This is a genomic window from Methylacidiphilum caldifontis, from assembly GCF_017310505.1.
GTDB lineage: Bacteria > Verrucomicrobiota > Verrucomicrobiia > Methylacidiphilales > Methylacidiphilaceae > Methylacidiphilum > Methylacidiphilum caldifontis.
In genome coordinates this window covers 1,714,281-1,733,556 of the sequence record NZ_CP065957.1, presented here as the reverse complement: position 1 = coordinate 1,733,556, position 19,276 = coordinate 1,714,281, and the positions used below count along the sequence as shown (strand labels likewise).

18 protein-coding genes are annotated in these 19,276 nt (G+C 40.1%); 8 read left to right on the top strand and 10 right to left on the bottom strand.

Features of this window, described 5'->3' with window-relative positions:
• Positions 1–11: 11 nt before the first annotated feature.
• The 5 genes from IT6_RS08025 to IT6_RS08005 all read right to left on the bottom strand — a co-directional run bounded on the left by IT6_RS08025 (position 12) and on the right by IT6_RS08005 (position 4,682).
• Positions 12–707 (bottom strand): phosphorylase family protein, encoded by a 696-nt coding sequence (locus IT6_RS08025; RefSeq protein ID WP_206825971.1) that lies wholly within the window; start codon positions 705–707, stop codon positions 12–14.
• Positions 704–2,764: a squalene--hopene cyclase gene (shc, locus tag IT6_RS08020; protein WP_242524166.1), complete on the bottom strand. Its 2,061-nt coding sequence runs from the start codon at positions 2,762–2,764 to the stop codon at positions 704–706. Before shc ends, IT6_RS08025 begins: the two co-directional genes overlap by 4 nt.
• 126 nt (positions 2,765–2,890) lie before the next feature.
• Positions 2,891–3,373 carry an FKBP-type peptidyl-prolyl cis-trans isomerase gene (locus IT6_RS08015; protein WP_206825967.1) on the bottom strand — a complete coding sequence of 161 codons (483 nt, stop codon included), beginning with the start codon at positions 3,371–3,373 and terminating at the stop codon, positions 2,891–2,893.
• Between the two features lie 93 nt (positions 3,374–3,466).
• A complete protein-coding gene (locus tag IT6_RS08010; protein ID WP_242524165.1) occupies positions 3,467–4,396 on the bottom strand; it encodes a polyprenyl synthetase family protein in 930 nt (309 codons plus the stop codon).
• Entirely contained in the window at positions 4,359–4,682 is a 324-nt protein-coding gene (locus tag IT6_RS08005) for a hypothetical protein (RefSeq protein ID WP_206825966.1), read from the bottom strand. The genes IT6_RS08010 and IT6_RS08005 overlap by 38 nt, the downstream gene beginning before the upstream one ends.
• 278 nt (positions 4,683–4,960) lie before the next feature.
• On the opposite strand from IT6_RS08005, the gene pstS reads away from it, so the two are divergent.
• The 5 genes from pstS to IT6_RS07980 all read left to right on the top strand — a co-directional run bounded on the left by pstS (position 4,961) and on the right by IT6_RS07980 (position 9,987).
• The gene (gene pstS, locus IT6_RS08000) at positions 4,961–6,088 is read left to right on the top strand and encodes a phosphate ABC transporter substrate-binding protein PstS (RefSeq protein WP_206825964.1); all 1,128 of its coding nucleotides are present in this window, start codon (positions 4,961–4,963) and stop codon (positions 6,086–6,088) included.
• Between the two features lie 77 nt (positions 6,089–6,165).
• Positions 6,166–7,134, top strand: coding sequence for a phosphate ABC transporter permease subunit PstC (gene pstC / locus IT6_RS07995; RefSeq protein ID WP_206825963.1), 969 nt, complete (start codon positions 6,166–6,168; stop codon positions 7,132–7,134).
• Positions 7,131–7,967, top strand: a complete 837-nt coding sequence (gene pstA, locus IT6_RS07990; RefSeq protein WP_134439571.1) for a phosphate ABC transporter permease PstA — start codon at positions 7,131–7,133, stop codon at positions 7,965–7,967. Before pstC ends, pstA begins: the two co-directional genes overlap by 4 nt.
• A 2-nt stretch (positions 7,968–7,969) precedes the next feature.
• A complete protein-coding gene (gene pstB, locus IT6_RS07985) occupies positions 7,970–8,791 on the top strand; it encodes a phosphate ABC transporter ATP-binding protein PstB (protein ID WP_242524164.1) in 822 nt (273 codons plus the stop codon).
• 77 nt (positions 8,792–8,868) lie between these two features.
• A complete protein-coding gene (locus IT6_RS07980) occupies positions 8,869–9,987 on the top strand; it encodes a bile acid:sodium symporter family protein (RefSeq protein WP_206825962.1) in 1,119 nt (372 codons plus the stop codon).
• Here IT6_RS07980 and IT6_RS07975 read toward each other — a convergent pair.
• Genes IT6_RS07975 through IT6_RS07955 form a run of 5 tightly spaced genes read right to left on the bottom strand, consistent with a single transcriptional unit; the run spans position 9,981 to position 15,486 of the window.
• On the bottom strand, positions 9,981–10,745 hold the full coding sequence (locus IT6_RS07975; protein ID WP_134439569.1) for a succinate dehydrogenase/fumarate reductase iron-sulfur subunit: 765 nt from the start codon (positions 10,743–10,745) through the stop codon (positions 9,981–9,983). The genes IT6_RS07980 and IT6_RS07975 overlap by 7 nt on opposite strands.
• A complete protein-coding gene (locus tag IT6_RS07970; protein ID WP_206825961.1) occupies positions 10,742–12,688 on the bottom strand; it encodes a fumarate reductase/succinate dehydrogenase flavoprotein subunit in 1,947 nt (648 codons plus the stop codon). The genes IT6_RS07975 and IT6_RS07970 overlap by 4 nt, the downstream gene beginning before the upstream one ends.
• 16 nt (positions 12,689–12,704) lie before the next feature.
• Positions 12,705–13,397 (bottom strand): succinate dehydrogenase cytochrome b subunit, encoded by a 693-nt coding sequence (locus tag IT6_RS07965; protein WP_206825959.1) that lies wholly within the window; start codon positions 13,395–13,397, stop codon positions 12,705–12,707.
• A gap of 49 nt (positions 13,398–13,446) precedes the next feature.
• Positions 13,447–14,154: an HAD hydrolase-like protein gene (locus IT6_RS07960; protein WP_206825957.1), complete on the bottom strand. Its 708-nt coding sequence runs from the start codon at positions 14,152–14,154 to the stop codon at positions 13,447–13,449.
• A gap of 6 nt (positions 14,155–14,160) precedes the next feature.
• Positions 14,161–15,486 carry a bifunctional folylpolyglutamate synthase/dihydrofolate synthase gene (locus tag IT6_RS07955; RefSeq protein ID WP_134439565.1) on the bottom strand — a complete coding sequence of 442 codons (1,326 nt, stop codon included), beginning with the start codon at positions 15,484–15,486 and terminating at the stop codon, positions 14,161–14,163.
• 303 nt (positions 15,487–15,789) lie between these two features.
• Between IT6_RS07955 and IT6_RS07950 the strand changes: the two genes are divergently transcribed.
• From IT6_RS07950 to IT6_RS07940, 3 genes are all read left to right on the top strand, one after another.
• Entirely contained in the window at positions 15,790–17,145 is a 1,356-nt protein-coding gene (locus tag IT6_RS07950) for a hemolysin family protein (RefSeq protein ID WP_206825955.1), read from the top strand.
• Between the two features lie 68 nt (positions 17,146–17,213).
• Positions 17,214–17,882: a lysophospholipid acyltransferase family protein gene (locus IT6_RS07945; protein WP_206825953.1), complete on the top strand. Its 669-nt coding sequence runs from the start codon at positions 17,214–17,216 to the stop codon at positions 17,880–17,882.
• An 88-nt stretch (positions 17,883–17,970) separates the two neighbouring features.
• Complete coding sequence (locus tag IT6_RS07940; protein WP_206825951.1) at positions 17,971–18,957, top strand: aldo/keto reductase; 987 nt, start codon at positions 17,971–17,973, stop codon at positions 18,955–18,957.
• Positions 18,958–19,276: the final 319 nt, after the last annotated feature.

Genomic DNA, 19,276 nt, shown 5'->3' with positions numbered 1-19,276 from the left:
AGTGGAATTCCTTATATTTCTAAATTATAAATAAGCGTAAGAACGGCCTTGGTCAACTTGGTCCGAACTAGAGGTAAGGCTTGGACGAATCGGAAAAAAGGGAAAGCTTCCTCCGGGTGGATAAAAAGATAGCGCAGTAAAGCCAAGGGCCTGGATTTACCCCTTTCTGAATCCCATGAAGAGAGCATCGCTCCAACAGGAAGCTTCTCTCCATACTCATCACTGATAACACGAATAGAACAAAAAGGGATATTATGCGCCTTAGCAGCATTGTAAACCGCCTCGGTTTCCATGTCCACGATCTGAGCAGAAGAAATAGTTGCAATTTTTGTCCTATTTTCGGGATCAGCAACAATAACATCTGAGCAAACAGCTTTGTAAAAAGCTAATCCTTGTCCAATCAAAATAGGACGAAGTTCTTCAGAAAGATAATTTTCAACTACACACACCTCCCCTTTTTTAATACCTGGAACTAATGCACCCGAATAACCCGCGAGTACAAAAAGAGAGGGTGAAAAATTACGAATCAAGATTTCTGCACTTCGTGCAGACCTGTTTTTCCCCATTCCTAGTACTGTAGCACATATTTCTTTGCGTGCATATTCTCCTAGATAACAGGGTTGTCCCTCTACTTCCTTTTTCTCCCTAAAAACACGACGCAACAGCTCTTTAGCTTCGTGTTCGATAGCAAATCCAAGAGCTATCATACCGCAGGAAGCTTTCCGTTCTTCCTCACACGACCGATAGTTCCATCAACCCAATAGGAAGCCTGTTCTTTTGCTTTTAAATAAAGTCTTTTATATTCTCCAATAACGAGCAGCGGCCAAGCATTTCTATACATATCATACTTTAAGTAAAAAACGCCTGGAAAGCCGGTTCCCGTCAAGAACTCCTCAGCCCAAGATCCGTCAGAAAGCTGCCTGTCACATAGCCACTTAATTCCCCGCATAACACTTGGACGAAATATATCTCCACAGGCCATAATTCCGCTAACAGCCCAAGCTGTCTGAGAAGCCGTACTTGGACCTTTGCCTTTAAGTTGGGAGTTATCATAGGAAGCTGGTGTTTCTCCCCAACCTCCATCTTCATTCTGGCAAGACTCCAGCCAGTCCCTAGCTCTTAAAATCCATTCCTGATTCATATTCTCCCCAATCGCCTGCAACCCTCTCAAGGCCTGCCAGGTGCCATAAATATAATTTACTCCCCATCTTCCCAGCCATGATCCATCACTTTCCTGGGTCTCTTTAAGATAAGCAATGGCTTTTTGAACAAATTTTTCTGTTTTCTTGATGCCCATTTTCCCAAAGAGTTCAAGTGCCCTAGCCGTTATATCCGAGCAAGGAGGATCAAGAATGGCATTGTGATCGGCAAAAGGAATATCCTCAAGCCACTTTTTATAGACATCTTTGTCGAAAGCAGCCCAGCCTCCATTTTTACACTGAAAACTAATCACCCATCTTAATGCCCTCTGGATGAGCTCCTCTTTTTTCATTTTATCATCAATATCAATCAATCGAAGCGCTAAAAGAACCATAAGGGTGTCATCGACATCTGGATAATAAACATTGTTATATTCAAAAGCCCATCCGCTCGGTTCTGGATGGGGGTTCCTCACATACCAATCACCTTTTATTTTAATTTCTCGCTCTATGAGCCAATGGGCGGCTTTTTTTAATTCTGCTGCATTTTTTTCTACCCCGGACTCAGCCAACGCAACCAATCCGACAGCAGTATCCCATACAGGGGAGAAACAGGGTTGTATTCTTAAGTCGTCGTTTTTCTTGTCATCCACTTCCAAACCTTCGAAATCATAAATCGCTTTTTTAAGAATTGCATTATCTTCCGTATAACCTAAGGCGATCAAGGCCATGATCGCATAATGCATTGCCGGGAAAATCGCACCAAGGCCATCTGATCCTGTGGATATTCTTTCTAGAATCCATTTTTCGGCTTTCTTTAATGCCTGCTTTCTAAAAGGCTTCAAAGAGGATTTATCCCAGTATTGCAAAAACTTATCACAGGCCAGGAATAATCCTTGTTTAGATAAATATTTTGCGCCCTTTTTCAGCCAGGAAAATTTCCCATGTTCGGTTCCATAGGGGAAAAGCTCGTGAAGTTGGTATTTTTCAGGCAGATGTCTTGTGGGTTTGAAATGATGGATAACAGAAAGAGGCACAAGCATTGCTCGGCTCCAAGCCGAGATTTCATAAATATTGAAAGGGAACCAATTCGGGAAGAGAATGATTTCAGGAGGTATTACAGGCAATCGATCCCAGGGGTAAACTCCCAAGAGAGCCAAACCCAGCTTAGTATAGGTCATACATTTGGGTATACCCCCAAGTCTAAGAATAGTCGATCTTGCCTTGGCCATTAAGGGTTCATCTGCCGAGAAACCGGCCAGCTTGAGGGCGAAGTAAGCCTTCACCGTCGCATTGACTTCGCTTGGTCCTCCAGGATAAATGTTCCATCCGCCATCAGGCAGTTGCCTATCAAGAATATGCTTTACTAACCTGTTTTGCTTTTTATGATCAATCTTTCCTCTCCAATGCATCAGATGAATGCAATCGCAAGCCAAAGTTACATCAACAAAAAGCTCTCCCACCCAATGCCCATCTTCCTTCTGTATCGACAGGAGATATCTTTGAGCTTTTTTTATCGTTTCTTCTACTCTTTGAGGAAGATTTAGGCTTTCTTCTACTAAAACGAGTGGAGAAGAATGAAAAGACTTATCTTCTTCTCGACTGTCCTTTTTTAAAAAAAGCATTCCTGAATGCATGGGAATTGTGGATAACGATTCTTTTCGTTTTGGTCAATACGAAAAATAAAAACTCAATGACATGGACGATCCAATGGCTCCTTTTTTAGCAACAGTATTGAAAAAATAAAACTCCTATTCTACTTTAAGGACTTCTATATCAAAAATAAGCGTGGCATTCGGAGGAATAATATCTTCTACTCCTTCTGTGCCATATCCTAAACTTGGAGGAATAATAAGTCTTCTTTTGCCTCCCTCTTTCATCGTGGACACGCCTTCTTCCCATCCTTTGATCATACGGCTTACACCAAGTACAAAGCTAAAAGGCTTTCCCCTCGCAAGAGAGCTATCAAAAACCTTCCCGTCCTCCAACTTGCCCACATAATTAAGGGTAACCCTTTTGCCTGGAGCAACCGCATTGCCCGATCCGACCACATAATCGATATATTTTAATCCAGAGGGCAATGTAGTTATTTTTTCATCATCAGTCGGTTGAAAAGGTTTTGCAGAAAAAAAATCATCCTCGGCTTTAAGAAAAGGGGCAAAAACTAAAAAAGAGAAAATCAACACAACTGGAACGAAAAATCTTTTCTGAAGATATAGAAATTTTACATTCATTTCTCATTGTTGCGATTTTCAGTCAAAACTCTCAAGTTCATTTTTCATGTTTTCGGTGTACACCAGCTGGCTTTCGAGGAGCTGAATAAAATTTTATTTTTTCCTTGTCAGCAAAAAGTTAGCAAGATCAGAGAGCAGTTTCCCTTTCTCCCCAAGCATAGAAGCATAGCAAAGGGCTTTTTGGGTATAAAATTCTGCAGCTTTTTTGGAATATTCAAGTCCCATTATTCTTGGATATGTTGCTTTCTGAGCCTTTTGATCCTTTCCTGCACTTTTCCCCAAGACCTCGGTCGTTTGGGTAACATCAAGAATATCGTCGATAATCTGGAAAGCGAGCCCTAAAGATCTCCCATATCGAGTGATGAGGTTCAAAGTTTTCTTGTCGGCATCTGCAGCCATTGCACCTAAACGCAAAGAAGTAGTAATTAATGCAGCAGTTTTTCTGCAATGGATGTATCGAAGTTGATTTAATCCAATTTCTTTGCCTTCTGCTTCTAAGTCAGCAGCTTGGCCTCCAACTAATGCTCGGCTCCCAGCGGTTCTTGCTAACTCCCAGATCATTTGAGAAACGGGATAATTCTTTCCTACCGGAGAACATAAACTGGCTATTTCAAAGGCAAGGGCAAGCAAAGCATCGCCTGTAAGAATAGCCAGCGCTTCGCCATAAATTTTATGAAGAGAGGGTTTTCCCCTTCTGAAATCATCGTTATCCATACTGGGCAGATCATCATGGACCAAAGAATAGGTATGGATACATTCAACGGCACAAGCCAGGGGAAGTGCACAATCACTTTTTAGACAGACTGTATGTGCTCCGGCCAAACAAAGAATGGGCCTTAATCTCTTTCCTCCGGAAAATAAGCAATAATCAATGGCTTCGTGAAGAATGCGAGGCTTTTTTGACTTCTCGGTAACAAATTTTCTAAGAGCTGATTCTACTACCTGCTGCTGCTGAAAAATATAATTTTCGATTTCCATAGGCATATTAACAATCAAACTGAATGAGACAATCGAACCGTTCATCTTGAGGGGATGCCGAAAAAATACGACATCCATTTTCCTTTAAATCCATCCAAGACGACTCAATAATATCTGAATCCACCCATAAAGCTGACCTTCCTTCATTTAAATCGTTTAAAATATCCGCTTTTAAAACAAGGTTCACTGACAAACGGGGATGCATGCTTAATCCTGCTGCAACTCTCAAAGCTTCGGCAAAACGAGGGCTTTTTTCTGGATCTGCTTCTACAACAATCAATAGGCTTTTTTTTTCTAACAACAGATCTTCCTTCTTGTTTTCCTTAATCATAGATAAACTTTTTTACATTCCCTTTTGTCCTTACTTTTTTCTTTTACATATTCACGTAGCGATTGACTATTCTTATTTCCAATAAATTTAAAAAACTTGAACAGCTCCACAGAACAAGCCTTTTGGGTTATCCATTGAACCCAAAGACGATCCTAATTTTTATTTGGATTTCAAAGAAAACATTGTCATAATAAATGCATTTCATAGCTATCGATGGTTCTAAACTATTTCTAGGTAATTAGACAAAACAAATAAATCCACAAAAGTGGATAAATAAGATGCCTTTTTTTCAAAAACTTTCTATCTTTCTTGGAATTTTAATTCTTCCCTATTTGCTGTTTATGAATGGACTGGTCAGCTCCCATAGCAATGATTATCTGACACTCAACGGTGCTGGGGGCAGTTTTCCTTATCCTCTCTATTCGAAATGGTTTTTCGAATATGCAAAAATTAAGCCCTCCATTCATTTCAATTACCAACCTATCGGTTCGGGTGGAGGCATACAGCAATTACTGAATCAAACAATTGATTTTGCCGGTTCCGATAGCCCTATCCCCGATATCTTGATTTCTGGCAAACAAAACAGAATAATCCATATTCCTACCGTAGCCGGTGCTGTAGTCATCGCTTTTAATTTGCCTAAAATCACCACGCTTTATTTAGACAAGGATACTATTGGAGACATTTTTCTAGGAAATATTTCCCGGTGGAACGATGCTCGGATCGCAGCATTAAATCCTCAATCCCCACTACCCAATCTTCCTATTGTGATTATCCATAGATCCGATGGAAGTGGAACAACCTACATTTTTACTGAGTATCTCTCCAAGATCAGCCCAAGCTGGGCTAAAAATACCGGGAAGGGTACCGCTGTTCAATGGCCGATGGGTATAGGAGCTAAAGGAAATGCCGGAGTTGCCGCTGCAATCAAAACGATTCAAGGATCTATCGGTTATCTTGAACTGGCTTATGCAGTTCAAAATAACTTCCCCATGGCTGCCATAAAAAACCGCTGCGGCCAATACGTGTTACCTTCGATTAGAAGCGTCGTTCAATCATTTCCTGCAGTTTTCGATAGCGATGATTTGCGCATTTCGTTAACGGATTCTTCTCAGCCCGGAGCATATCCCATTGCAGGGCTAACATGGATACTATTGAATAGTCACACCCCGCACAGGCTCACAATCGATTATCTCTGCCAATTCTTGTCTTGGGCCTTAACTGAGGGACAAGCTTATGCACTTCCCTTAGATTATTCTCCTCTCCCCCAACCTCTCAGACAGAAAGTTTTAACCGTTCTTGAATCATTAACAGGGAAAAGTCCCCTTTCAGATCTTTTTTGGAAATGGAGAGTTGTGAATTTTCATCGGAATAAAAAAAATGACTTCTGCCCAATAGCCTATTAAAAATAAATAAAGATGAAAACAGGAGGAAATTTAACTTTTCGATGCCCAATCTAAAAAAGCAACATTCTTAAAATTGCATGAGAAAATTAAAACAGCAATTACAGGACTATTTTTTTGTTATTTTAGTTTATCTCTGCGCTTTTTCTCTTCCTTTCCTGCTTGTCTTCGCAGCCCAAAAATTATTTATTAATTGTCTTCCAACCGTTACAAAGTTCGGCCTCTATTTTTTATTTAATCATGACTGGAATCCTGTTTCAGGCTACTTTGGAGCTTTGCCATTTCTTTATGGAACAGCCATGTCAGCTGGTTTTTCTTTAATCCTTGCCTCTTTTCTAGGGTTGGGAACAGCTCTTTTTCTCACTGAATTTTCTCCTCAATGGATTCAAAAACCCCTCATCATGCTTATACAGATCATGTCTGCTGTTCCCAGCGTGATCTGGGGACTATGGGCCATTTTTGAACTTATTCCCTTGTTGCAAAAATACATCGTCCCTTTTCTTAAAAGAAATTTAGGATTTTTGCCTCTCTTTCAGGGAGATTTTTATGGCGTCAGTATGCTATCGGGTTGTCTTATCATTACGATTATGATTCTGCCCATAATGATCTCAATGGCTATAGAAATGATTAAATCGATCTCCCCTGTATATAAGGAAGCGGTATTCGCACTGGGATCGACTCAATGGGAATCAATTCGAATCGGTATATTGCCTTTCATCAAAAGGGGTCTTTTAGGAGCCGCTATCCTTGGTCTTGGAAGGGCGATAGGTGAAGCGATGGCCGTAACGATGGTTATCGGGAACAAACCTGAAATTTCTCTTTCCTTGTTTTCTCCAGCCTATACCTTATCCAGTGTACTCGCTAATGAATTTGCTGAATCAATATCTAAACTCCATTTGAGTGCACTTTACGAAATAGCCTTGATTCTTGGAGCAATAACAATCGTCGTAAATATTCTAGCCCAAATTCTCATTCATGGAATAGAACCACTCGATTTAACGAAGCTGCTGGGCAAAGAAAGAATGAATACAACCTCTTCTTTATCATGAACACATTTTATCTATTAAGAAAACTCAAAGATATTTTCGTTAAGTTGTTTTGCGTTTTTTCAGCTTTATGCGTTATCGTTCCTTTTCTTTTCATTCTTGTTTTTCTCTTTAAATCTGGAGCCTCTTCTCTTGACTTTGATTTCTTCACTCAGCTCCCTAAACCAATTGGAGAAAAAGATGGAGGGATAGCTAATGCCATCATTGGAACACTGATTCTCATGGGACTGACTTTTTTTATAGGCACTCCGATTGGGATTCTGAGCGGAATTTTTATCTGCGAATATGGGAATGATACCCTAAAAAAAATTGTTCGATTCTCTGCAGATTTTTTTAACAGTACACCTTCGATCGTTATTGGAATAATAGTTTACAGTTGGATCGTTATTCCCATGCACGGATTTTCAGCGATAGCCGCAGCAGTCGCCTTAAGTCTAATATTTGTTCCTATAGTCTGTAGGACAACAGAAGATGCACTCCTCCTTGTTCCCAAGGAGCTTCGGGATGCTGCTTTAGCCTTGGGGATAAGAAAATGGAAAGTCATCTGCTACATCATGCTTGAAACTGCAAAACAGGGAATTTTATCTGGGATTCTTGTCGCACTTGCCCGAATTGCAGGAGAAACCGCCCCATTGCTCTTTACCGCCTTTGGTAACCAATACTGGACCTTCAGGCTTAACGAACCGGTATCTGCACTTCCCTTACTCATATTCGAATACGCCATTTCTCCCTATGAACAATGGCATAAAGAAGCCTGGGCAAGTGCTCTCATACTTCTTTCATTGATATTCTTGCTCCATTTTTCTCTCCGTGTTCTTTTAAGAAAAACCACTTAACCATGACAACCAAGAGTTTTTTTTCCTATCCTTTTTCTTTTTCTAACTCTGATCCCAATCCCGGTGGACCGTTCGCTTTTGAAATCCATGACTTAAATGTCTGGTTTGGTAAAAAACAGTCTCTTTTTCACATCTCCATGAATATTGCTCTGCATCAGGTTCTGGCCATTATTGGACCAAGCGGTTGCGGAAAATCGACCTTTTTACGTTGTTTAAACCGCATGCATGAACTAAACCCTGGTGTAAAAGTCGAAGGATCGGTTAAACTCATGGGCAAGGAAATCTATTCAGCTGATGTCGATCCTACCTTGATCAGAAGAAGAGTTGGCATGGTTTTCCAAAAATCAACCCCTTTCCCTACAATGTCCATAGAGGAAAATGTTCTAATCGGATTAAAACTTGCAGGAATACGCAACAGAGCTTTTCTAGAAGAAAGACTCGAACAATCTCTTAGGATGGCCGCCCTATGGGATGAAGTCAAGGATAGACTGGATGCTCCAGGAACCAGCTTGTCAGGAGGTCAACAGCAGCGATTATGTATAGCACGAGCTATCGCTGTTCAGCCTGAAGTATTGCTCATGGATGAACCCTGTTCTGCTCTTGACCCCATAGCTACAGGGCAGATCGAAGAGCTCATTGTCAGTCTTAAAAAAAATTATACCATCATTCTGGTCACCCATAACCTTCAAGAAGCGGGGAAAACTTCTGACTTTACGGCTTTCTTTTTAGATGGAAAATTAATCGAAATGGATTCTACAAAAAAACTTTTTACCAATCCCCGTCACAAGCCAACAGAAGATTATATAACCGGAAGGTTCAGCTAATGACCCTTTTTATGACCAATTAAAAGAAACCTTTCCCCAAACTTAACGATTATACTTCAAAATAATGGTTATTGGTCATGGGTCTAAGCAAAATTTTTGACTGGATACACAAAAGATTTTTTTTCTGTCTGATTCTTTCTTACCTGCTAGCTGCACTATTTCCACAAATCGGTCTTTTCTTAAGAAACATCAGCTTTATGCAATTGGATTTTGTAGGTATTAAGGAGCCGCTAAATTTTCCGCTATTGCAACTCTTCATACTCCTTTTCAATGGAGGATTTGGAGTAAAATTGAGCGAGCTGAAAGAACAGTTCTTCAAACCTTTTCCCTTAATCTTAGGAATTCTTGTTAATTTTATCCTTCCTTTAAGCTTGGTCTCTCTGTATTGGCTTTTTTCCTTGCCATGGCACAATCCAATAGAAAGATACAACCTCTATACAGGACTTGTGTTGATTATAGCCATGCCTATTGCTGGCTCTACTCTAGCTTGGGTACAAAACTCCAATGCCAACCTTTCTTTATGTCTTGGAATGGTTATCTTCTCGACTCTTTTAAGTCCACTGTTGACTCCACTGATCATTCATTTTTGCACGTTTATTGCTGGAAAATCGGTAGAGACTCTCTTTAGTAACCTTGACTCCCAACTCAATAGCCAATTTCTTGTTTTAAATATCGTTCTTCCCTCTTGTTTGGGAGTACTGGCAAGACTAGTCGCTGGAGATTATCGCTACAAAAAATTCTTTCCTTTGATCAAACACATCAATGAAATCAACTTGCTCATTTTAATTTATTCCAATGCAACCACTTCACTCCCAACCGCCGTCCATAAACCTGACATGGATTTTTTCCTCCTTATTGCCATAGTTACATTTCTTGTATGTCTTTTGAGATTTATTTCAGGCTTAGGGATATCGAAAATAGTTGGCTTTGGGGAACCAGTAAAACGCACGATGACCTATACCTTGGGAATGAATAACAATGGAATGGGACTTGTTGTCGGAAACATCGTATTTAGTAGCCAACCCGATATCTTTTTACCTATCATTCTCTACAACCTTTTTCAACAGATACTGGCTGCTTATTTCTATTCTTTATGGACAAAAAAAGACAACTTTCTTGGGAGTTCCTCTTTTACTTTCTCCCTTTTCAAAAAAGAAAATAATAAAAATTCCCATTTTTATAAAAACAATCAATAAATCCAACCCAATCTCTTTATTAAAGTACTGATCAAGTATTCACGATGCATTTTAGAGATGACTTCTACAGAAATCGATTTGGGACAGACAGCCTCGCAAGCTCTTGTAAAACTACAAGCTCCAAATCCCTCTTTATCAGCCTGTTCAACCATCTGGAGAATCCTTCTTCTTCTTTCTGCTTGACCTTGTGGCAACAAAGAAAGATGGGTTATTTTAGCCCCAACAAAAAGAGAAGCTGAGCCATTTTTACATACGGCAACACATGCTCCACAACCTATACAATGGGCGGCATCAAAAGCTTTTTCCGCGACATGATGCGGGATAGGGATAGTATTTGCCTCGGGAGCTTGTCCAGTAGAAACAGAAATATATCCTCCAGCCTGCATGATTCTATCGAAAGCGGAGCGATCCACAATCAGATCCTTGATAACGGGGAAAGCTCGGCTTCTAAAGGGCTCAACAATAATCTCTTCGTTGTCTTTGAATCGCCTCATGTAAAGTTGGCATGTAGTGATACCATATCCCGGTCCATGAGGTTTCCCATTGATCATCAGTGAGCAGCTCCCACAAATCCCTTCTCTACAATCTGAATCAAATGCTATGGGTTCGTCACCTTTAAGTATAAGGGTATTATTCAACTGATCGAGCATTTCGAGAAAAGACATGTTGGGGTTAACTTCTTCAAGAGTATAAAAAGCAAAGCCCCCTTCTTTATTATTTTGAAAGGGTTGACGCCATATCTTCAGTCTTACTTTCATTTATAACTGCGAGTGCTAAATTGAATTTCTTCGTAAACTAGGGGTTCTTTAACTAAAATGGGATTTCCTTCTTTTCCTCCATGAAACCACAAAGCAACATAGCCATAATCTTTGTCATTACGCATTCCCTCCCCTTCAGGAGTCTGGTATTCTTCCCGGAAATGACACCCACAAGACTCCTCCCTATTTAAAGCATCCCTGCACATAAGCTCAGCCAGTTCAAAATAATCAGCTACCCTCAAAGCATACTCTAAGGATTGATTCAGTCCTTCTGGTTCTCCTCCCACCATAACCTCTTTCATAAACCGCTCTTTTAGTTCTAAAATCTGTGTAAACGCTTCTTTAAGCCCTGGACCATTTCTCATCATCCCACAATGATCCCAAAGAATTTTCCCTAACTCCTTATGGAATTGACTGACTGTTTTTTTGCCTTTGTTTTCTAAAAGTCTCTTGTTTTTTTCTATCAGTTCTCTTTCCAAGGAACTGAATTCAGTCCGCTCTGTGGATATCTTTCGAGGTCCAACTTTGGCAAGATAGTCACAAATCGTATTAGGCAATATAAAGAAACCATCTGCAAGACCTTGCATCAAGGCACTAGCCCCAAGTCTATTCGCCCCATGATCAGAAAAATTTGCTTCTCCAATGACAAACAACCCAGGAATGGTGGACATCAAGTGATAATCCACCCATAACCCCCCCATTACATAATGAACCGCTGGATATATTCTCATGGGAGAAACATAAGCATTCTCGCCAGTTATTTCTTTGTATATATCAAAGAGATTGCCATAACGTTCCTTAAGATAGTCGACACCCTTTTTTCTAATTGTATCCGAAAAATCAAGATATACCCCCAGCCCTCCTGGACCAACACCGTAACCCTCGTCGCAAATCCTCTTGATTGCCCTTGAAGCAATGTCTCGAGGAACAAGATTGCCATAAGCAGGATAAAGTCTTTCGAGGAAATAATCTCGATCAGACTCTGGAATGTTGGAGGGGGATCTTTGTTCTCCTTTGCGAGCAGGAACCCAGATTCGGCCATCATTGCGAAGAGACTCCGACATCAATGTCAACTTCGACTGGTAATCTCCAGAGATAGGAATACATGTCGGATGGATTTGAGTAAAACAGGGGTTGGCAAAAGCAGCACCTCTTTTATAAGCTCGCCAAATAGCGGTTGCATTCGAACCGCGACCATTTGTCGACAAATAATAGATATTCCCATATCCGCCTGTGGCCAAAACAACAGCATCAGCACTATGAGCAGTTATCCTCCCAGATACAAGATCCCTGGCAATAACTCCTTTTGCATGGCCATCGATGATCACAATGTCTAGTATTTCCATCCGAGGATGGATTGAGACCGTACCGAGCGCAACTTGCCTGTTAAGAGAACTATAAGCGGCAAGAAGCAACTGTTGGCCCGTAGCTCCTCTTGCATAGAAAGTTCGTGAAACCTGGACTCCTCCAAATGATCTGTTGGCCAACATTCCCCCATATTCCCGGGCAAAAGGAACACCTAAAGCCACGCAATGATCGATGATTTTTGCACTAATCTCTGCAAGCCTATACACATTTGCTTCTCTAGCCCTAAAATCTCCACCTTTTATGGTTTCATAAAAAAGTCTGTAAACGCTATCACAATCGTTACGATAATTTTTTGCCGCATTTATTCCTCCTTGTGCCGCTACGCTATGGGCTCGTCTTGGACTATCTTGGATACAGAAAACTTCTACATTATATCCCATCTCACCCAAGGAGGAAGCAGCAGAGGAACCCGCAAGACCGGTTCCTACTACAATAACCTTGAATTTTGGTCGATTTTGTGGAGAAACGAGAGCAACGTTATCCTTGAGTTTCTGCCATTTCCCACTCAAAGGACCTGAAGGAATCCTTGCATCCGGTAGGGTTATCCCCTTGTTATCAACATCTGCGTTTGGCATTTGAATAAATCACCATTTAATGAACCAATCTTAAAAAAACAGCTAAAGGAACTATAAGAAACCCCCCATATACAACCAAAGCAAATGCATGGGCAACGATTCTTTCCCATGGCAAAGATTTGCTGTTCACAAAACCCAGAGAATTAAGAAAGCTTTCTAGGGCATGCCTTAGATGAAAATACAAGATCGTTAAAGACAAAATATAAAAGAGAGTAACCCAAGGATTCTGAAAGCCGGCAATAACCATCGCCCGAACATCAGGAATCGATACTTGCGATTTTTCAAATTGATAAAGAAAATTTTTAAAATACCCAAATGGAGGGGCTTTAAAGGTAAAATGGTAAAGATGAAACAAAATAAAAGACAGTATAACAAGTCCAGAAAAAATCATTGTTCGAGACTCAAAACTTGCTTGATTGGGTAGTAACAGAGCATAAGGCTGAGGTCTAGCTTGACGGTTGATTTTCCATAATCTGATAGCGCTAATGACATGAACAACCAGAGCCATAAGAAGAAACAGTCGAATGGACCAGAGGACAGCCGGTTTCGATTTTAAAAAATAGGCATACGTATTCATATAATAAGGGGGAAGAAAGACCTGCCAGTTGCCCAACATATGCACTATAAGAAAAAGAAATAAAATAAGCCCACTTGATCCCATCAATATTTTCAAACCGATCGTAGAATATGAACGAGGAGGTTGTGTCATCGAATTTTATAATAATTTTTTTTAAAAACTTATTGATTAAGAAAAAAAATTAATCAATTAAATTTTTTGAAATTTCATAAAAAAAATCAAAAAGATTCTTTTCCGGTCTTTTCAAAACATAAACATAATTGCCAAGGTCAAAAGGAGGTTTCATCTGGGGATCATCTTCTATGAAAAAGAAAGAATCGAGATATCTCTTCGTTTTTAAAAGAAGGATGTTATAAAACAATGCAGAAGGCTTTGCTATCCCCAACTCGGCGGACAAGAATATATCTTTAAAAAATTGGGTCATTCCCCATTCTGAGAGGACCTTCCTAGCGCGGTTGTCCCAGTTGGAGGCAACAAATAAAGAAAAACCTGAAGAGGACATTTTTTCAAGAGCACTTACGACTTCCGGGTAGGGTCGCCATGCCTCTTTTTTAGAATAATAAAAATAAAGCTCCTCGAAATAAGACCTAACTGAGAAGGAACTTGGCTGTATTCGGCTTTCTTTTAACACCGAACTGACCAGTTCAAACCAAAACGCTTTATCCTCTCCATTTTTGGGAATTGATCCATTGGGTCTTTTTTTCATGGCCTCGAAAATGACCATAAAATTTTTTTGCAGTAGCCTAGGATCGCTATCTATTCCATACTCCTTAAGCATTTTTGAATAGACTTCCCCAACAGGTTGGGCTACATCCAACAGGGTGCCCACAAGATCAAAAAACAGTGCAGGCTTTTTCTTTTTAACTCTGGGTTTGAAAATGAAACTCATCAAGGTTTATCCATCAAGGAGTTCATTCCATCTATATTCTTCTTCTTCTCCGTATTCTTCAACCAGAATATGACCAATCAAATAAAGAGAACCGGTGACCAAGATAGGCAAAGAAGTCTTACCCAAAGACAACTTAAAGTCATGCCAAGAAGAACAGATCTGAATTTTGAGATCATCAAAAAAAGGAACAAGTTCCAAGGGATCTAATCCTCTTGAAGTGGGGGGTTTGATTAATGTTACCGCTTTGGCTTTTTTTTTCAAGATATTCGACATTAAGGCAAAGTTCTTATCCCTGAGTACTCCAAAAACTAAATGATAAGGTTCATTACCAAAAATCTTTTCCCAACTGGCCACAAGTCGATCAATAGCAGCCTCGTTATGTGCACCATCAATAATACACAAAGGATTTTCCCAAAGGAGATGGAATCGGCCTGGCCAGCAAACTGTCTTAAAGCCTTGTTGAATATTTTGTAAGGATAAATGGTTATCTCCAGAAAAAAGAAGCTGCAAACAGACAAATGCACAAGCCGCATTTTCAAGCTGATGAGATCCTCTTAATCCTAAACAAAAGGGATAGCCCGAAATTTCGACCCAATGTTCTTTATAATCCAATTTGATGGTCCTCATGGAAACGGTTTGGCAGACTTCCACCAAGGGTGCCTCGTTTTTGGCTGCATGATTTCGGATCACTTCCAAGGCTTCCCCTCTCAAATTTCCCACTACCACAGGTACCCCTTTTTTTATAATCCCCGCTTTTTCAGCGGCTATCAACTCCAGGGAGTCTCCAAGATATTGGGTATGGTCATAGTCGATATTGGTAATGACAGAAAGTCTTGGAACAATGAAATTGGTCGCATCCAATCGACCCCCCAATCCTGTTTCCCATATTACCCAATCAACTTTACATCTTGAAAATTCAAGAATAGCAACCATTGTAAGGATTTCAAAAAAAGTGCATGCAAATTCCTTTTGATTCAGCCTGATATTTTGAATCTTTTCTTGAATTTCCGATATCCAACGACTAAATTGTAACTTGGTAATGGATTTTCCATTAACCTGTATTCTTTCCCTTATTGAAATAAGATGAGGAGAACTATAAAGGCCTGTTTTTATCCCGCTGGCTTTCATTGCTGAAGCTATAAAAGCGGCTGTTGATCCTTTACCATTAGTTCCAGCAATATGAATAAAATTCAAATTTTTATGCGGATTACCCATTTCCTGGGCAAGCCTCTCTATGTTTTGCAAACCCAGTTTCATCCCCATCTTTCTTGTTTGTCCAAGAAATTGGAGTGCTTCTCTGTACAACTTTTCTTCAGCAAAACCACTGTTCATTCTCAACCAAGCTTTTGGAAGAATAGAGGATTTAATCTTTGATGCTCAGGTCATCCCGCCTATGCATATAAAAAAATATTATCGCTAGATATGAGCTTGGTCACAAATCAAAAAAAAATATATCTTTATGTTGTTCTGAAAACAATAAAAAGGCATTCAAATGGGAATTTTTATTTTCTCCCTTTTTATTCCTAAATTGTGTTAGATAGAAAATAGAAGTGAACAATAAAACTGAATTCCTGCTCGTTGCTCTTCTTAAAAAGAACTTCTTAATCCAGTTTTTATTAAAATTTTATTCTGGTAATGCACAATTGGTTTGAAATAAGTTGGAAGCCTGTTCTTATTATTCTTCTTATTCTTGCTAATGGGTTTTTTGTTGCTGCCGAATTCGCCATTGTAAAAGTAAGAATAACTGAACTAAAACCCCTCTTAAAAGCAAAGGATTGGCGTCTGCCTCTGGCTTTAAAAATTGTCCAAAATCCTCCTCTTTTTCTATCCGCTACGCAAATCGGTATTACTCTTTCAAGCTTGGGGTTAGGATGGATAGCAGAACCTACTGTTGCCGGATGGATAAAAGAACTTCTTTTAAGGACCGGCTTATCCCATGAACTGACCGTCAATTCCCTTTCCTATTTTTTTGCTCTCTGTTTGATCACATTTTTTTCCATTGCCCTTGGAGAACTTGCCCCTAAATTTCTGGCCCTCCAATATGCTCGAAGAATCATTCTTTTCACCAGTCCAATCCTTTCCTTAACATTTCTCCTTTTTTACCCCGCAATAGCCCTCCTCAATATTTCTGCTAATTTAGCCCTCAGACTTCTTGGTTTTGAACCTCCCAAGTCTCCCACCCGTTTCGGTCAAGGAATCTCAATGGAAGAACTCCAGCAGATCATCATGCATTCACCGCATGCTCATCCCTTCGATGAACTGATCAACAGCATTATGATCAAGGCGTTACGGCTGAAAAATACAACCGCTCAACAAGTCATGATCCCTAAGGAAAGAGTCGTTGTCCTCTGGCTTAACGAATCCATTCAAGAAAACCTTAAGATCGCTCAAAGGTCTGGATACAGCCGATTCCCCGTATGCGATAAGACGATTGACAATCTTGTCGGCATGGTCCTTCTTCAAGAGCTTTTATGGCAATACATAGCCCTTGGAGACCAGACAAAGCTTTCTGCCATAATCAGGCCTGCTCTCATCTTCTCCCCCTCTACACCCCTGCCTGTAATGCTCGAAAAATTTCGCAAAGCAAGGACGCACCTAGCTATTGTAAAGGACAAAAATGAAAAGGTTATCGGCTTGGTCAGTTTTGAAGATGTGCTCGAAGAACTGGTTGGTGATATCCGCGATGAATTTGACATCGAAAAAGGACCCATATACGAACTGTCCAAGGATTATGCCATAGTCGATGGGGATCTTCCTCTAAGGGATCTTGTTAATGAAACAAATTGGCCTTTGCCCACGGATACCACACAAACTGTTTCGGAATGGTGTTTTGAACAGATAAAACGACAACCCAAAAAAGCCGAACTCTTCTCAATCGATGGATTCCAAATCGTCGTTGAAGATGTCAGCCCACAAAAAATTAGAAGGGTAAAGCTCATTAAGATACCCAAACCAACAGAAGAGGAAAACTTCTTTGAAGGGAGCCCATGATGGATTATAGAAAATGTAAAAAAAATAGGTTTTCAATTTAAAAGAAAATATTTTTTAAGTTCTTTTTTATGGCTTCGATATCTTCCATCTCTTCTTTGATAACAGAAACAAGAAAATGGATGAGAGGCAGCTTTTCACCTGCAGTGGCAAGTGCTTTTATTCGAAGCTGGGCTTGCACGATTTCTTACGATCTTCATGACCCCATAGGCATAGTCGACTCACCCCCATCTACCCCTCTTATCTTCTCTTTTTGGCACAACCGCATACTGCTCATGCCTTATCTTTACAGAAAACATTTTCCAAAAAGAAAACTTATTGCTCTTGTAAGCAGCAGTAACGATGGGAAATTTCTCAGCCGACTCCTTGGCGAGTTCAACCTCATTCCTGCAGCCGGATCTTCTTCAAAAAAAGGAGTTTCTGCGTTCAAAACAGCTATACAAGCGGCAAAGAAAAAAGGCTATGATATAGCGGTTACCCCAGATGGACCAAGAGGACCTTGTTACACTTTCCAAGAAGGGGTCATTCATCTCAGCAGACTTTCCGGATTCCCTATTATCCCTGTAAGTTACCAGTTGGAAAAGAAAATAGAACTCAGAAGCTGGGATAGATTTCAAATTCCTTTCCCTTTTACTCAATGTACGATTTTTGTCGGCCCGCTTTTTACTGTTCCTAAAAATATATCTGATCATGAAATAACCCTGCTCAAAAAGGAATTATCAAAGGCTCTTTCCCGATAACCACAAGTATTGGCTGCAACCCTTGGACAAGCTTACAAAAAAGATTTTACTTAAAAGATAAAGTCGTTATAGGCAATTTAAAAAAAATATGGAATACATACAATTAGATCCCATTGATAAAAAAGTTTCTCGAATAGGCCTAGGGACATGGGTTATGGGAGGATGGATGTGGGGAGGAGCTGACGAAAAAGAGGCTATACAAACGATAATCAAAGCAATCGAGTGGGGAATAAATCTCATTGATACTGCACCCATTTATGGATTCGGTAGAGCTGAAGAAATAGTAGGCAAAGCCCTCAAACTTGTTGGAAATTCCTTCCCTTTTGTGATTGCAACCAAATTCGGCCTGGAATGGAATGAACGAGGTGAAATAAGAAGAAATTCTTCACCGGCTCGGATCAGGCAGGAAATAGAAGCCAGTCTATCTAGACTTGGCTTGCCAGTCATAGATCTCTATCAAGTACACTGGCCCGATGCTCAAGTGCCTTTTGAAGAAACAGCTTATGCGCTTCTAAAACTCAAAGAAGAAGGCAAAATTCGTGCTATAGGGGTGAGTAATTTTTCTCCAAACCAAGTAGAACTCTTTAGGAAGGGAGGACCACTTCATACCCTCCAACCTCCTTACAATTTGTTTGAAAGAGCGATTGAAAAAGACCTACTACCCTACTGCCTGCAGCAGGGTATAGCCACCCTGACCTATGGAGTTCTCTGTCGTGGACTGCTCACGGGGAAATTTCATCCCCATACAACATTTCCAGAAGGGGATCTAAGGAACTATGATCCCAAATTTCAAGGAGAAAATTTTCGTTGTTATCTCCAAGCCGTTGAAAAACTCAAACCCATTGCTGCCAAATATGGAAAATCGTTAGCGCAGTTTGCAGCAGGCTGGGCGCTCGGACAACCTGGAGTTTCAATTGTGCTTTGGGGCGCACGTCGACCAACCCAGATTAAAGAAGCTTTAGGCTCTACCGGATGGCACTTAAATAAGGAAGATCTTGATCAGATAGATACCATTCTTGCTCAGACCATTCCTCGCCCCATTGGTCCCGAGTTCATGGCTCCCTTGGAAAACTAAGACTGGGCTATGAATAGAATGGAATGCAGCTTTTTTGCTCTGATTCCCGTTTCGGTTTTTCTTGTTGGCTCCGTCATTGCCTTTAATTTAAGCATTACGATTACTTTTTAGTAAAGGGAAAAGGTCATGAGAAAATAAGGAAGAAAAATAGCAAATAGCCTTTGTTTAGCTTATTTTACAGTTTATTATTTATACTATTTTTTTCATTTGATGACGAAAAGCTAAGATTTGTTGAAAAACGATTAAGATGTCTATGTAAAAAATCTTTTTCTTTTGGCTTTTCTTCATTTCAAAAAGTAAAAAGATTGGCCTCTGTTAA